At 74.3% G+C, this 15,121-nt stretch carries 12 protein-coding genes; 3 read left to right on the top strand and 9 right to left on the bottom strand.

Translation table 11 applies throughout. The features are described 5' to 3' along the window. Window positions 1–127: 127 nt before the first annotated feature. Window positions 128–2,506: a phosphoketolase family protein gene (locus ACZ56B_RS10915; protein ID WP_468788477.1), complete on the bottom strand. Its 2,379-nt coding sequence runs from the start codon at window positions 2,504–2,506 to the stop codon at window positions 128–130. A gap of 260 nt (window positions 2,507–2,766) precedes the next feature. Then, window positions 2,767–3,672: a universal stress protein gene (locus tag ACZ56B_RS10910; protein WP_468788475.1), complete on the bottom strand. Its 906-nt coding sequence runs from the start codon at window positions 3,670–3,672 to the stop codon at window positions 2,767–2,769. Window positions 3,673–4,144: 472 nt separating this feature from the next. Between ACZ56B_RS10910 and ACZ56B_RS10905 the strand changes: the two genes are divergently transcribed. After that, the gene (locus ACZ56B_RS10905) at window positions 4,145–4,813 is read left to right on the top strand and encodes a CBS domain-containing protein (protein WP_468788473.1); all 669 of its coding nucleotides are present in this window, start codon (window positions 4,145–4,147) and stop codon (window positions 4,811–4,813) included. 43 nt (window positions 4,814–4,856) lie between these two features. On the opposite strand, the gene ACZ56B_RS10900 is transcribed toward ACZ56B_RS10905, so the two are convergent. Next, complete coding sequence (locus ACZ56B_RS10900) at window positions 4,857–5,294, bottom strand: DUF4442 domain-containing protein (protein ID WP_468788675.1); 438 nt, start codon at window positions 5,292–5,294, stop codon at window positions 4,857–4,859. A gap of 170 nt (window positions 5,295–5,464) precedes the next feature. On the opposite strand from ACZ56B_RS10900, the gene ACZ56B_RS10895 reads away from it, so the two are divergent. Both ACZ56B_RS10895 and ACZ56B_RS10890 read left to right on the top strand, forming a co-directional pair. Next, complete coding sequence (locus tag ACZ56B_RS10895; RefSeq protein WP_468788471.1) at window positions 5,465–6,472, top strand: DUF8017 domain-containing protein; 1,008 nt, start codon at window positions 5,465–5,467, stop codon at window positions 6,470–6,472. Window positions 6,473–6,532: 60 nt separating this feature from the next. Next, window positions 6,533–7,828: an MFS transporter gene (locus tag ACZ56B_RS10890; protein ID WP_468788469.1), complete on the top strand. Its 1,296-nt coding sequence runs from the start codon at window positions 6,533–6,535 to the stop codon at window positions 7,826–7,828. Here ACZ56B_RS10890 and ACZ56B_RS10885 read toward each other — a convergent pair. The 6 genes from ACZ56B_RS10885 to ACZ56B_RS10860 form a co-directional block, all read right to left on the bottom strand. Then, window positions 7,790–8,635, bottom strand: a complete 846-nt coding sequence (locus tag ACZ56B_RS10885) for a spermidine synthase (protein WP_468788467.1) — start codon at window positions 8,633–8,635, stop codon at window positions 7,790–7,792. The two genes, ACZ56B_RS10890 and ACZ56B_RS10885, sit on opposite strands and share 39 nt — an antisense overlap. A gap of 115 nt (window positions 8,636–8,750) precedes the next feature. Next, window positions 8,751–9,473, bottom strand: coding sequence for a DNA alkylation repair protein (locus ACZ56B_RS10880; protein WP_468788465.1), 723 nt, complete (start codon window positions 9,471–9,473; stop codon window positions 8,751–8,753). Window positions 9,474–9,671: 198 nt separating this feature from the next. Continuing rightward, window positions 9,672–11,930, bottom strand: a complete 2,259-nt coding sequence (locus ACZ56B_RS10875; protein ID WP_468788463.1) for a cytochrome P450 — start codon at window positions 11,928–11,930, stop codon at window positions 9,672–9,674. A 16-nt stretch (window positions 11,931–11,946) separates the two neighbouring features. Beyond that, entirely contained in the window at window positions 11,947–13,164 is a 1,218-nt protein-coding gene (locus ACZ56B_RS10870) for a serine hydrolase domain-containing protein (protein WP_468788461.1), read from the bottom strand. Between the two features lie 14 nt (window positions 13,165–13,178). After that, on the bottom strand, window positions 13,179–13,991 hold the full coding sequence (locus ACZ56B_RS10865; RefSeq protein ID WP_468788459.1) for an SDR family NAD(P)-dependent oxidoreductase: 813 nt from the start codon (window positions 13,989–13,991) through the stop codon (window positions 13,179–13,181). A 309-nt stretch (window positions 13,992–14,300) separates the two neighbouring features. Further along, window positions 14,301–14,918, bottom strand: a complete 618-nt coding sequence (locus tag ACZ56B_RS10860) for a TetR/AcrR family transcriptional regulator (RefSeq protein ID WP_468788457.1) — start codon at window positions 14,916–14,918, stop codon at window positions 14,301–14,303. Window positions 14,919–15,121 lie beyond the last annotated feature (203 nt).

Genomic DNA, 15,121 nt, shown 5'->3' with positions numbered 1-15,121 from the left:
GGGGGGGGGCGGGGGGGGGGGGGAAGGCACAAGGGAAGAGGAAGGGGGGTCCCGGGTTTTTTTTTTGTGGTCTGGCCCCCGCGAGCCCGGCGAAGAGCGGAAAAAAAGGCCCCAAGGGCCCCGGCCCTCACGCGTTCCAGCTCCACTCGGCGACCTCCGGCAGGTCGGTGCCGTGCGCGCGGATCCACGCGTGGTGCCGGGTGCGCGCGTCGGCCATCCGCTGGCGCACGGCAGCGGCGCGCACCGCGAGGCCGGGGACGCGGTCGATCACGTCCATGACCAGCCGGTAGCGGTCGAGGTCGTTGCGGACGACCATGTCGAAGGGCGTGGTCGTGGTGCCGGCCTCCTTGTACCCGCGCACGTGCAGGTGCGGGTGGCCGTCGCGACGGTAGGCGAGGCGGTGGATCAGCCACGGGTAGCCGTGGTAGGCGAAGATCACCGGCTTGTCCGAGGTGAACAGGCCGTCGTACTCGAAGTCGGTCATGCCGTGCGGGTGCTCCTCGCGGGGCATGAGCCGGGCGATGTCGACGACGTTGACCACGCGGACGGCGAGTTCCGGCAGGTGGCGGCGGAGCAGTTGCGCGGCGGCCAGGACCTCCTGGGTGGGCACGTCACCGGCGCAGGCCAGCACCGCGTCGGGCTCGCCGCCGTTCTCGGTGCCGGCCCACTCCCAGATCCCGGCGCCCCGGGCGCAGTGCACGCGCGCCTCGTCGAGGGACAGCCAGTCGAAGCAGGGCTGCTTGCCGGCCACGATCACGTTGACGTAGTCGCGGCTGCGCAGCGCGTGGTCCGCCACACACAGCAGGGTGTTGGCGTCCGGCGGCAGGTAGACCCGTACGACCTCGGGGCTCTTGTTGAGCACGTGGTCGACGAAACCGGGGTCCTGGTGGGAGAAGCCGTTGTGGTCCTGGCGCCACACGTGCGAGGTGAGCAGGTAGTTGAGCGAGGCGACGGGCGCGCGCCAGGGCAGCTCCCGCGCGGTCCTCAGCCACTTGATGTGCTGGTTGACCATGGAGTCGACGATGTGCACGAACGCCTCGTAGCAGGAGAACAGTCCGTGCCGGCCGGTGAGCAGGTAGCCCTCCAGCCAGCCCTGGCAGAGGTGTTCGGAGAGGACCTCCATCACCCGGCCGTGCCGGTCGAGGTGCTCGTCGACGTCGAGGGTGCCGGCCTGCCAGGCCTTGCCGCTGGCGCCGTAGACGGCCGCCAGCCGGTTGGAGGCGGTCTCGTCCGGGCCCACGAGCCGGAAGTCCCGCCGGTCCGCGGTGTCCCCCATGATCCGTTCGAGGAGGCCGCCGAGGACCCGGGTGGGCTCGTGCAGCGTGCTGCCGGGCTTGTCGACCGGGACGGCGAAGTCGTCGAGGGACGGCACCGGCAGCTCGCGCACCAGCAGCCCGCCGTTGGCGTACGGGGTGGCCCCGAGGCGCCGGGCGCCCTCCGGGAGGCAGGCGAGGACGTCCGCGACGGGCCGGCCCGCCTCGTCGAACAGCTCCTCGGGCCGGTACGACCTCAGCCACGCCTCCAGCTGCCGCAGGTGCCCGGGGTCGTCGCGGACGCCGGCGAGCGGCACCTGGTGGGAGCGCCAGGTGCCCTCGACGGGCTCCCCGTCCACCTCGGCGGGGCCGGTCCAGCCCTTCGGGGTGCGCAGCACGATCACCGGCCAGCGGGGGCGCTCGGTGGCGCCGTCCTCGCGGGCGGCGCGCTGCGCCCCGGCGATGCGGTCCAGCGCGCTGTCCAGGGCGTGCGCCATCGCCCGGTGGACGGCGGCCGGGTCGTCGCCGCCCACGTGGATCGGCTCGTGGCCGTAGCCGCGCAGCAGCGCGTCGAGTTCGTCCTCGGGCAGGCGGGCCAGGACCGTCGGGTTGGCGATCTTGTAGCCGTTGAGGTGCAGGATCGGCAGGACGGCGCCGTCGTGGACCGGGTCGAGGAACTTGTTGGAGTGCCAGGACGCGGCCAGCGGTCCGGTCTCCGCCTCGCCGTCCCCGATCACGCAGGCCACCAGCAGATCGGGGTGGTCGAGGGCGGCGCCGTAGGCGTGGGCGAGGGAGTAGCCGAGTTCGCCGCCCTCGTGGACGGAGCCGGGCACCTCGGGGGCCACGTGGCTGGGCACGCCGCCGGGGAAGGAGAACTGCCGGAAGAGCCGCTCCATGCCCGCCGCGTCCCGGCCGACGTCCGGGTACCTCTCGCTGTAACTGCCCTCCAGCCAGGAGTTGGCCAGGACGGAGGGGCCGCCGTGGCCCGGTCCCCAGATGCACAGCGCGTCCTGGCCGCGCCCCGCGATCACCCGGTTGAGGTGGGTGTACACCAGGTTCAGCCCGGGTGAGGTGCCCCAGTGCCCGAGCAGCCGCGGCTTGATGTGCTCGGGCCTCAGGGGCTCGGTGAGCAACGGGTTCGCCAGCAGGTAGATCTGACCTGCCGACAGGTAGTTGGCGGCCCGCCAGTGGGCGTCCAGCGTGCGCAGTTCCTCGTCGCTCAGTGCGGTCCGGGTGTCCGGGTCCTCGGGCATGGGTGGCTCCGTGGTGGTCGGCGTGGGCGGGACGGTGCCGACGGGCAACGGCGGCGCCGCGTGCCGCGCCGGGCGCCGGTACGGGTACGTCACGGGACGGGGTACCAGTCTCCTGCGTTTCGACACGCCTCGCGCGGCCGGACGCGGCGTGTGGCGCGATCCGCGCGGGCCCGTGGAACGGGCCGGAGCGGCGGCGGAGCCCCCCGTGGCCCGGTGACCGGGGACCCGCCCCGCCTCCCGGCCGTCCCGTGCGCCCCCGCTCAGACGTGCGCGACGACGGCGACGGGTGCGGCGCAGTGGTGCATCACCGCGTGCGTGAGGGGCCCGATGTGCACGCCGATCGGGTTGCGGCGGATCCGGCGGCCGACGACCACCAGCGAGGACTCCGCGGAGGCCTCGACCAGGCGGACGGACGGGCTGCCGCCGAAGGACTCCTCGACGACCTCCACCCGCGGGAACTTCTCCCGCCAGGGGGCGAGCACCCGCGTCAGCGTCTCCGCCCGCTGCCGGGCGATGTCGTGGTACGCGTCGGGAGCGGCCGCCAGTCCGTAGGCGTAGTACGGCGGCAGGGCCCAGCCGTGCACGACGCGCAGGGCGGTGTCCCTGCGCGCCGCCTGTGCGAAGGCGAACTCGATCACCGGTTCGTGGGGCTTCTCGGCGTCCAGGCCGAGCAGGACGGGCCGGTAGGGGGTGGCGGCGGACGGGATGCCCGTGGGGTCCGGTCCGTGCTCGTCGGCGGCCTGCTCGCCGGCGCGGACCAGGACGACGGGCCGCTCGGCGCGGGCCACGACGAGGGATCCGACCGAGCCCACCAGGAACCCGCCGAGGGCACCGAGCCCCCGCGAGCCGAGCACCAGCAGTTCGGCGTCCTCCGCTGCCTTGACCAGCACCTCGTGGGGGCGGCCGCTGATCTGCTCGTGGGTGACCTCGACCCCGGGATGGCGCAGCCGCAGCCCCTCGGCGGCCTCGCGCGGCACGCGTTCGCTCCAGTGCGCCTGCGTCTCGGCACCGTGCGGCGTCACCTCGGCCGCCGGCCCCGGAACGGGCTGCCAGACGTGGAGCAACCGCAGCGGCAGACCGCGCAGCGCCGCTTCACGGGCCGCCCACTCGGCGGCCGCCCTGCTCTCGGGCGAACCGTCGAGGCCGGCCGTGATGGTGCGGGTCATGGAGGCACCTCCTGGTCTCGGGAAGATCACCCTATTCTCCGCCCGGTCCCGGTCGACAGGGGCCGTTGGTCCCGGTCCGCGCCCGGCGGCCCCCCGTGCGGCGGCCGGACGCGGACCGGGACCCCTGCCCTCCCCCGTGGGCCGTACGGCCCATGGTCCGGGGCGCGGCGCCCCGGGAGGCTGGGGCGCACCACCGGTCCGCGACGTCGTCCGGGAGGCCCGCCGTGTCCGCTCCCCCGTCCCCTCCGCATGCCGCGCGTCCCGTCCGCCGGGCACCGGGCCCCGCTCCCGCGGCCGTCCGCGGGGGTGTCCTTCCCGGAGGGGGCCCGGCCGCCGGACCCGCACGCCCCGTACGGCGCCGGCCGGTGAGGGAGTCCCCGGGAAGGGCGGCGCCCGCCGCACCCGCCGTCGCGGTGAGCCGTGGTGGGCGCGGCCGGCCGCGGTGAGCGCCGCAGCGAGTCGAGGAGAGAGCATGCACGGTGTGCCGCACGTCGTCCGCGACGTCATGACCCGGTCGGTGGTCTCCGCCGGGCGGGAGACCGTCTTCAAGGAGATCGTCCGGCTGATGCGGGAGCGGAGGGTGAGCGCCCTGCCCGTCCTGGAGGGCGGGGACCGGGTCGTCGGCGTCGTGTCCGAGGCGGACCTGCTGCCCAAGGAGGAGTTCCGGGACCGCGACCCCGACCGGCGGACGCAACGGCGCCGCCTCGCCGACCTGCTGAAGGCGGGGGCGCTGACCGCGGAGGAGCTGATGACCTCCCCGGCCGTCACGGTCCGGGCCGGCGTGACGCTCTCGGACGCCGCCGGACTCATGACCCGTCACCGGGTCAAGCGGCTTGTGGTGGTGGACGAGCGGGGCGCGCTGGAGGGCGTGGTCAGCCGCGCCGACCTGCTGGAGGTGTTCCTGCGCGACGACGAGGAGCTGGCCGAGCAGGTCCGGCGGGAGGTGGTGGCGCACCTCTTCCCCGGACCGGAGTCGGCGGTGTGGGTGGAGGTGCGCGACGGTGTGGTCCGGCTGGTGGGCCGGGTCCGGGACACCTCGCTGGTGCCCGCGGCGGCCCGGCTGATCCGGGCCGTGGAGGGCGTCGTCGACGTGGAGTTCGCACCGGTGGGAACGGCGTCCTCCGTCGCGGCCCGGCCCTAGCGGGGGCCCGGCCGCTCCGGGCGGTGCGTCGCGGCGACGCCGGTCAGCCGCCTGGGCGCAGGGTCCACACGACGGTCATCTCGCCGGTGACCGCTCCGTCCTCGCGGCGCAGGGTGACCGTCACCGGGAACTCGGGACGGCGGCCCGCGTCGAGTTCCGCCACGACCTCCGCGGCGGGACGGCCGAGGACCGCGGTGGCGGTGACGGGTCCCATCGCCAGCTTCCGGTAGGCGATCTCGGCGCGGACGGCCAGGGGCACGGCGCGGGAGAGCTGGTCCCCGAACGCGGCGAGCACGATCGCGCCGCTCGCGGACTCGCCGAGCGTGAACATCGCGCCGGCGTGCGGCCCGCCCACGTGGTTGTGGTAGTCGCTCTGGTCCGGCAGGGCCACCACGGCCCGCTCCGGCGCGGTCTCCAGGAACTGGAGGTTGAGGGTCCGGGCCATGGGCACGGTGGCGGCGAGCATGTCGCCGACGGTCATCCGGTCTGCGCTCATGCCCGTACGTTACCCGCGAGTAGCATCCGCTGGCCAGAGCCGGCGGCACCGGCCGCCCGCCCGGTCCGCCGCACCGCCCCCCGCGCCGGGTTGCTACGTCCCCGTCAAGGAGCGGTGACCGAATCGTGTCCCCGGCGGGGCTAGGGTTGCTGCCCATGTGGCCAGGACAGCAGCCGCCCGGGGGCGAGCAGAACCCGCAGTCGGACAACCCGTACCAGCAGCCGGGGTACCAGCAGCCGAATCCGTACCAGCAGCCCGGCTACCAGCAGCCGAACCCGTACGCCCAGCAGCCGCAGTGGGGGGCTCCCACCGTGGACATGCCCCAGTCGCCGCAGGGCGGGGGCGGCGGCAACCGGACGAAGCTGGTGGCGATCGTGGCGGCGACGGCCGTCGTCGTGGCCGCCGGTGTCACCGGGTTCCTGGTGCTCGGCGGCGACAAGGAGGACGAGGCCGGCGGCGGCAAGGACGCCAAGCCGTCGGTGAGCGCCTCGCCGAGCACGTCCGCCGAGCCGAGCACGTCCGGCGCCGGGGACAACCCCCGCGGCGGCGAGGACGTGAAGGCGACGGTTCCGGGCTGGCAGGTCGTCGTCAACACGCGCTTCGGCACCATGTTCGACGTCCCCGCCGACTGGGAGATCGAGACTCCCGGCACCAGCGTGGGCTTCGAGTGGGAGGAGGAGGACGGTGAGATGGGCGCCACCACCGTCAACGCCCCGGCCTACCTGAAGTCCAAGTGGTGCACCACCGACGAGGACAAGGACGGCCGCACGGAGGACACCGCCCTCGTCACCGCCGGGACCCGCGGCGAGAACGGCGCCAAGACCACGGACGAGGCGGCCGAGACCAGGGTGCCGTGGTGGATCTACGGCGGGTACACGCAGCCCGACAAGAAGAGCATCAAGCAGGTCGAGCCGAAGCCGTACACCACCGCGTCCGGCATCAAGGGCAGCGTCGCCCGGTCGTACTCGGAGAACACGCCGCAGAACGGCAAGTGCGACAGCGACGGCAAGGCGGTCACCTTCGCGTTCAAGAACGGCGCCGGGGACTTCGTCACCTGGAACCTGTACGGGGCCAAGGGCGTCAAGGACGAGATCCCCGAGGCGACCGTGGAGAAGATCCTCAGCACGGTGCGCCTGACCGAGGAGCCTCCGGAGGAGTCGTAGCAGGCCAGGGGCGGGGCGACGCATTTGGCAAGTCGGGTCCGCCCCGGCGATAGTCACGGTGTGCCGACCACCACCGCCTTCCGCCGCCCCTCCTGGGCGGGCCGCAACTACACCCTGCTGACCGCCGCCGCCGTGGTGACCAACCTCGGCAGCCACGGCGCGCTGATCGCCGCCGCCTTCGCCGTGCTGGGCGCGGGCGGCGACGCCGGCGACGTGGGGCTGGTGGCCGCCGCCCGCACCCTGCCGCTGGTGCTGTTCCTGCTGGTCGGCGGCGCCGTCGCGGACCGTCTCCCGCGCCACCGGGTGATGGTCGCGGCCAACGCGCTGAACTGCGTCTCGCAGGCCGTGTTCGCGGCGCTGGTCCTGACCGGCGAGGCACGGCTGTGGCAGATGATGCTGCTCAGCGCGCTCGGCGGCACCGGCCAGGCGTTCTTCAACCCGGCCGCCGAGGGGATGCTGCTCTCCTCGGTCGACGGCGAACAGGCCGGCCGGGCGTTCGCGGTGTTCCGCATGGCGATGCAGGGGGCGACCCTCGGCGGGGCCGCCCTCGGCGGGGCCATGGTCGCCGTGATCGGACCGGGCTGGGTGCTCGCGGTGGACGCGGCGGCCTTCGCCCTCGCCGCCGCCCTGCGGGCCCTGCTCGACGTGCGGCACATACCGCCGCGCACCCCGGGCGGCGGCCTGCTCGCCGACCTGAAGGAGGGCTGGCGGGAGTTCACCGGCCGGCCCTGGCTGTGGGCCGTCGTCATCCAGTTCTCCCTGGCCAACGCGGTCGTCGGCGCCGCCGACGCGGTCTACGGGCCGCTGGTCGCCCGCGATCACCTGGGCGGTGCCGCGCCGTGGGGCCTGGCCCTGGCCTTCTTCGCCGCGGGCACGGTGGGGGGCGCGCTGCTGATGACCCGCTGGCAACCGCGGCGCCTGCTGTTCGTCGGCACCCTGTGCGTGTTCCCGCTGGCCCTGCCGTCCGCCGCGCTCGCCGTGCCGGTACCGGTCGCCGTGCTGTGCGCGGTGATGTTCGTGACCGGCGTGACCCTCGAGGTGTTCGGCGTCTCCTGGATGACCGCGCTGCACCAGGAGATACCGGAGGACAAGCTGTCCCGGGTGTCGGCGTACGACTGGTTCGGCTCGGTCGCGCTGGTGCCCGCGGCGATGGCGCTGGCGGGCCCGGCCGAGACGGCGTTCGGGCGCGAGGAGGCGCTGTGGGGCTGCGCCGCGCTGGTCGTGGTGGTCACGGCGGCGGTGCTGTGCGTGCCGGACGTGCGCCGCCTGCGCCGCCGGGCCCGGCTGGTGGCCGGGGCGGCGGACGCGGACCACGGGTCAGCCGATGCCGAACGCCCCGTCGGGGGGCTCGGGTGACGGTACGGCGTCCTCGTCCCGCACCGGCCGCGCACCGCGGACGAAGTCCCGCAGCGGGGCGCCGTGTCCCACCCGGGCGGGGAAGGCGTCGGCCGCGGTGAGCCGGACCAGGGCGGCGGTGTCGAGGGGGCGGTGGGCGGCGGCCAGCACCGCGTTGCCGAACCGGCGCCCGCGCAGCACTCCCGGCTCGGCGACCAGCACCAGTTCCCCGAACTGCGTGCCGAGGGTGGCCAGCTGGGAGCGCAGGAAGGCGAACGGGGCCGCGTCCGCGAGATTGGCGAGGTAGACCCCGTCGCCGCGCAGGACGCGCGCGGCCTCGCGGACGTAGCCGACGGAGGTCAGGTGCGCCGGGACCCGTGAGCCGCCGAAGACGTCGGCGACCAGGACGTCCGCCGAGTCGTCGGGGGCCGCCTCCAGCCAGGCGCGGGCGTCCGCCGCGTGCAGCGCGATGCGGGCGTCCCCGGGCAGCGGCAGGTGCTCGGCGACCAGCTCCAGCAGGGCCCGGTCGGCCTCGACGACGTCCTGCCGGGAGCCCGGCCGGGTGGCGGCCAGGTACCGGGGCAGGGTGAGCGCGCCGCCGCCCAGGTGCAGCGCGTCCAGCGGGCGTCCCGGTTCGGCGAGGACGTCCAGGACGTGCCCCAGCCGCCGGGCGTACTCGAACTCCAGGTGGGTCGGCTCGTCCAGGTCGACGTACGACTGCGGCGCCCCGTCGACCGTCAGCAGCCAGGCCCGTTCCCGGTCGACGTCGGGCATCAGCTTGGCGGTGCCGTGGTCGACGGCACGGGTCACGGGTATGGGCTCGTTCACCGTGCCATTGTGCCGTCGTCCGCGCGGCGGGGGCCCCGGGGACGGCGGCGGCCCCGGGGACGGCGGCGGCCGGGGCGGTCCCGCCGTGGTCGCCGGGCGTTCGCCGCGCCGGTGCTCAGGCACCGGCGTTCTTCAGCGCCTCCCGCACCGACAGCGGCGCGAACCGTCCTCCTTCCCGCGCCAGGAAGGCCCGTACGGCGTCGGGGTCGGTCTTCGCGTACTCGCGCAGGCACCAGCCGACGGCCTTGCGGACGAAGAAGTCCGGGTGTCCCGACTGGCGCAGGCAGTAGGCGAACAGGCGCCCGGTGTCGGTGCGTTCCCTGAAGCGGAGCTGGTGGAGCAGGGCGGTGCGCACGAGCCACCGGTCGCCGTCGCCGCTCCAGTCGTCCAGGTCCGCCGCGAGCCCCGGGTCGGCGGCGACCAGCGCGCCGACGACGTGCGCGGCGAGCAGGTCGACGGTGTCCCACCACGGGACGGTGGTGACGAGGTGCCGGGCGACGGGCAGGAACCCGGAGGAGCAGTGGCGCACGTGGCGGCGCAGGTAGTCCACCGCGAAGTACTGGTACTCCCGCTCGGGCAGGGCCCAGCAGCGCAGGGCGACCGCGGCGCAGTCGGCCTCGCCGGGGCGGGGCAGGCCGTCGACGACGGTGCGGGACAGGGCCCTGCGGGCCGGCGTGGCCAGGCCCAGGAAGGGCGCCACGTCCTTCATGTACGCCCGCATGGCCACGGCCCGTTCGGGATCGGCGGCGGATCCGTAGGCGGCGGTGAGCCGCTCCAGCACGGCGTCGGCGAGCGGGCTGTCCGGTACGGGGGGCGTCGGGGCCTCGGTGACGCTCATGGGGCGAACACTACGGCGGTCGCCCCCCGTGCGGCGGCCGGTGGCGCCGGATGCCCGGTGCCGCCGGCCGCTTCGAAGGACGCGGTCCTCCCGCGGTCCTCTCCTCGGTGTTCCGCCGCCCGCGGTCCGGGCCGGCCCCTCGGCCTCCGGGGGCCGGGGACCGCGCCGGACCGGGCCCGCGGGGTTCCCGGTCCCGGTTCAGGCGTCCAGGACCAGGCGCGGACAGCCCCGGACCGCGCGGGACACGCAGATCATCATCGTGCCGTCGGCGGCCTGTTCCGCGGGGGTGAGGATGGAGTCGCGGTGGTCGGCGGAGCCCTGCAGGATGCGGGTCTCGCAGGTGCCGCAGGTGCCCTCCTTGCAGGAGGACAGCGCGGTGACGCCGTGCTCCTCGGCGACCTGGAGGACGGACCTGTCCGCCGGCACCCGGGCCCGGACGCCGGACCGGGCGAACTCCACCTCGAAGGCCTCGTCGGGCGCGTCGCGCACCACCTTCCTGGGCGCGAACCGCTCGGTGTGCAGCGTGCCCTCCGGCCAGTGCGCCAGGGCCCCTTCGAGCGCCGTCAGCAGCGGCTCCGGACCGCACGCGTAGACGAGCGTGCCGGGGCGGACCTCGGCGAAGACGCCCGGCAGGTCCGGGTGGCCGTACTCGTCCTGCGGGATCAGCCTCACCCGGTCGCCGTACCGCTCCAGCTCGTCGACGAACGCCATGGACGCGCGGGTGCGGCCGCCGTAGTGCAGCTCCCACTCGGCGCCCTCGGCCTCGGCCCTCTCGATCATCGGGAGGATCGGGGTGATGCCGATGCCGCCCGCGACGAAGACGTAGCGCGGGGAGGGCACGAACCCGAAGTTGTTGCGCGGCCAGCCCAGCCGGACGAGGTCGCCGACCTCGAGCCGGTCGTGGACCGCCCGGGAGCCGCCCCGTCCGCCGGCCTCGCGCAGGACGCCCAGCCGCCACTCGTGCCGCTGCGACGGCGACGACGCCAGGGAGTACTGCCGCACCAGGACGCCGCCGTCCACGGGCACCCGCACGTCGACGTGCGCGCCGGGCTCCCAGTCCGGCAGGGCGTCGCCGTCCGGGTGGGCGAAGCGCAGCGCGACGACGCCGTCGGCCACCTCCTCCCTGCCGGTCAGGACGAGGTCCATCTCCCGTTTGACGCGCTTCTTCTGGCGCTCGACGTCGGCGACGTCCCACACCACGGGCAGGGAGAGCCGCACCGGCAGCAGCGCCATCCGGGCGAAGTCGAGCGGGACCTCGCCCGCCGGGCGCAGGGAGGGCAGCCGCTCGAAGAGCACCCTCAGCCCCGTCTCGCCCTGGACGCGGGCCAGCGCCTGGCCGAGGCAGGTGTGCCGGCCGGCGGTGAAGGCCAGGTGGTCGGTGGGGTCCTCGCGGTGGATGTCGAACTCGAAGGGGCGCTCGACGTGGGCCGGGTCGGTGTTCGCGCTCGCCAGCGAGACCCAGATCATGTCGCCCCGCGCGATCCGCACGCCGGAGATCTCCATGTCGCGCATCGCCTTGCGGGAGGCGAAGGGCGACGACGGCCTGCGGCGCACGGTCTCCTCGAAGACGTTCGCCCACAGCGCCGGGTCCTGGAGCGCCTCCTCGACGTAGTGCTCCTTCCCGGCGAGGAACAGCACGGCGTTCGCCATCGCCTGGGCGGTGGTGTCCGCACCGGCGAGGGCGAACTCGCAGACGTGCAGGGCCACCTGCGGGACGGTCAGGACGTATGCGCCGTCCCTGGTCCGCTGCGTCGCCATGTCGCTGATGAAGTCGTCGCCGGGGTTCTCCCGGCGCTCGGCGACCACGGCCTGCAGCCGCGCGAAGGACGACGCGAACCGTTCCCACACCTCGTCGCGGATCTCCGCCGGCATCTCCTCCTGGGCGGAGGAGAGCACCCGGCCCATGTCACCGCGCAACCGGCGCATCATGGCGTCGTGCTCCCAGCCCAGGCCCAGGTGGGCCAGGAGGGTCTGGGTGGTCAGCTCCAGGCAGTACTCCTCCATGAGGTCGCCGGAGCCCCGCGTCTCGATCTTGTCGAGGATGCGGTGGGCGCGCTCCTCGATCCGCGGGCGCAGCGCCTCCATGCGGTCCTGGGTGAAGCCGCGCAGCGCCGCGTTGCGGTGGACGGTGTGCAGCTCGGGATCGGTGCCCACGATCATCTCGGACATCAGGCCCTGCGGGACGACGTCGCGGTGCTTCTCGGGCACCTCGATCGTCGCGGTGTTGCCGGAGGAGGAGAACTCCCTCCAGTCGCCCAGGACGCGCAGGACGTCCTCGCGCCGGGTGACCACCCAGGCGTTGAGCCAGGGGTACCAGAACACCGGGTGCTCGTCGCGCACCTTGGCGAAGTGCAGCGACGGGTCGCGGTAGTAGTCGTCGCTCATCGCGTCGAAGCCGTGCGCCACGGGGCAGCGGCCGGCGGCGGGCGGCGTCGCGGTCTCGGTCGTCTCGGTCATCGTCGGCTCCTTGCTCTTACAGGGCCGCGGCCACGGCCATGGTCGACAGCTTCTGGAAGCGGGCGACGTTCTCGCTCTCCTCCATGACCCCGGCGGACAGGAACACGAAGGTGAGGTCCCGTTCGGGGTCGACCCAGAACAGCGACGACCCGGCGCCGTAGTTCCCGTGCGTGCGCGGCGAGGTGAAGGGACCGAAGAAGGTGGGCGCGGTGCCCGTGCCGGAGAGCGAGAAGCCGAGGCCGAAGTTGCCGCGGGGCGCCTCCCAGCCGCGGGCGGCCGCCATCTGCGCGTACAGGTCGTTGGGCAGGTCGCCGGTCTGCAGGGTGGTGGCCTGGTCGACGACCGCCGGGGCCAGTACCCACCGTCCGTCGTGCAGGCCGCGGCGGCGGATCATCTCGGCGAACGTGAAGACGTCGCGGGCCGTGGAGACGGACCCCACCCACGGCATCTCCGCGTCCTCGGTGATGCGGTCGTTGAGGCACTCGATGTCGGCGGGCCGCAGGAACCCGCCCTCGGGCAGGTACGCCTTGAGCGGCACGGCCCGCTCCCGCAGTGCCGCGGGGAGGCCGAACGAGGTCTCGTCCATGCCCAGCGGGTCGAAGACCAGCTCCCGGGCCAGCTCGCGGAACGACGCGGCGCCGTAGGCGCGGCGCACCATCTCGCCCATGAGCGCGTGGTTGATCGCCGGCGCGTAGTTGAGGTGGGTTCCGGGTTCGAAGAGCACGTCCACCGCGGACAGGGCGTCGACGACGTCCGCGAGGACGCCGAAGCGGTCCGGTCCGAGCCCCGGGTTCGGGGTGGGCGGCATGCCGGAGCGGTGGGTGAGCAGGTGGAGGAGGCTGATCCGGTCCTTGCGGAGCATGCGGAACGGGTCGGTCCCGAGGAACTCCGGTATCAGGTCCACGACGCGGGTGGAGAGGGCCAGCCTGCCCTCGCCGATCGCGCGCAGCGCCATCACGTTGGTGAACGCCTTGGTGAGCGACAGCACGCGGAACACGGCGTCGGGCCGCAGCGCGCGGCCGGTGGCCCGCTCGTGCCAGCCGAGTGCGGTGTCCACGACGACGTCCCCGCCGCGGGCGAGGATCAGGTGCGCGCCGTCGTAGGTCCCGGCCGCGATGTCGTCCCTGATCTCGGCGACGAGCCGGTCGAGTGCGGCCCGGTCGACGTCGGCCCGGGTCACGGCGTCCGGGCCGGCCTCCCGTGCCACGGGGACGGTGTCGGTGTTCTGGGTCATGGTCGCCGCCTCCCTCACTGCATCACGAGCCCGCCCGAGGGCGAGATCGTCTGGCCGGTGTAGTACGCGCCGTCCTCGCCGGCGAGGAACAGGACCGTCCTGGCGATCTCCTCGGGGGCGGCGGTGCGGCGGATGGGCTGGAGGCCGACGAGGAAGTCGATGAACTCGTCGTCGCTCTGCCGGAAGAGCGGGGTGTCGATGGCGCCCGGGGCCAGGGCGTTGACGCGGATGCCGAACGGGGCGAGCTCGACGGCGGCCTCGCGGGTGAGGCCGAGGACGGCGGCCTTGGAGGCCGGGTAGTAGGCCGGCATGGCCACCCCCATCAGCGCCGCGGCCGAGGAGAAGTTGACGACGGCGCCGCCGCCGTTGCGCTTCAGCAGCGGGACCGCGGCGCGCAGGGCGTAGAAGGTGCCGTGGAGGTTGATCCGCAGGACGCGGTCGAAGTCCTCGTCGGTGACGTGCTCGATGAACTCCGGGTCGTGGCGGCGCCCTTCCTTCATCGCGAGGAAGCCCTTGTAGTTCTCCTCGTTGAGCGCTTCCAGCGCGGCGCGGTTCGGGGCGTTGACGCCGGCCGCGTTGACGAGGGTGTCGAGGCGGCCGTGGTCCGCCTCGACCCGGGCGAACGCCTCGGCGACGGCGTTGCTGTCGGCGATGTCGAAGGCGAGCGGAACCGCCCGCTCCAGGCCTTCGAAGGAGCTCTCCAGGTTCTCGGCGGAGATGTCGGCGCCGTAGACGACGGCGCCTTCCTCGTGGAACGCGCGAGCCACCGCGAGCCCCATGCCGGATGCCGCTCCGGTGACGAACACGACGTGATGGGCGAACTTCATTGTTCCTCCTGGGCTCCCCGGGCACGGGTGCCGGGGGTCAGCGTGTGCCGAGGCTCGCACATTCACAAGACATGTGTCTAGTGAATGTCGACGGGGCGAACACTTCCCGTCCCACAGCCCTCCGCGCCCGGGCACGACCGGCCGACGCCTGGTCGCGGAGAATTCAGGGAGACCGGAGGGCGGGCCCGGCGACTCAGGGAAGGAGGGCGGCGCGCCCGGCGGGCGCGGGAAAACTCGCTCAGTGGACAGATGTCCACCGAATAAAGATGTCGCGGAAACCCGCGCGGGGACGGAGGCGGAGGGCGCGGCTCAGGCCGGCTGGGCCGGGTCTCCCCGCAGGGCGTGGGCGAGGGCGTCGGCGATCTCCGGGACGATCGCCTCGAAGAACGCGGGACGGTCGCGCACGACGCTGACGTAGAACGCCCGCTCGACCGTCATCACCAGGGCGATGACGCGCGCCCGGGCCCGCTCCGCCGCCAGGCCCCGCGCGACGAGCCGGTCGGTGACGGTCGCCATCGCGTCGGCCAGCCGGCCGTACAGGGCGAACCACTCCTCCGCCACGGGCTCCTCGTTCGCCAGCGCCTGCTCCATGGCGGTGAACTCCATGCGGTACCGGCGCCACAGGGCGGCGTGCTCCCGCAGCCACCGCTCGGTGGCCGGGGACGTGGGCTCGGCCAGGGTGAGCTGTCCGTAGGAGGCGACCACTTCCGGCTCGATGGCGCGCATGAGCTCGACGACGATCTCCGCCTTCGAGCGGAAGTGCAGGTAGAACGTGGCCCGTGAGACGTGCGCCGCACGCGCGACGGCCTCGGCGGTCGTGGCCGTGTACCCCTGGGCCACGAACAGGCCGCGCGCGGCGTAGACCAGGGCGGCACGGGTGCGGCGCTTCTGCTCGGCGCGTGACACACGAGCCGTCTTCTCCGCCAACGCGCCACCTTTCCGAACCGGCGCCCCTCACTGTACCGAAGCCCGTCACCTGCCCGAACGCGGGGAGAACGAGGGCGGAGGGGGGGGGGGGGGGGGGGGGGGGGGGGGGGGGGGGGGGGGGGGGGGGGGGGGGGGGGGGGGGGGGGGGGGGGGGGAAGGGGCGGGGGGGGGGCTGGGTTGGAGGTGTCGGGGTATTTCCCCCT

Source organism: Streptomyces sp. NPDC034670, assembly GCF_055574875.1.
Note: the sequence above shows the minus strand (reverse complement) of the source record. Positions and strands in the feature narration are given on the sequence as shown.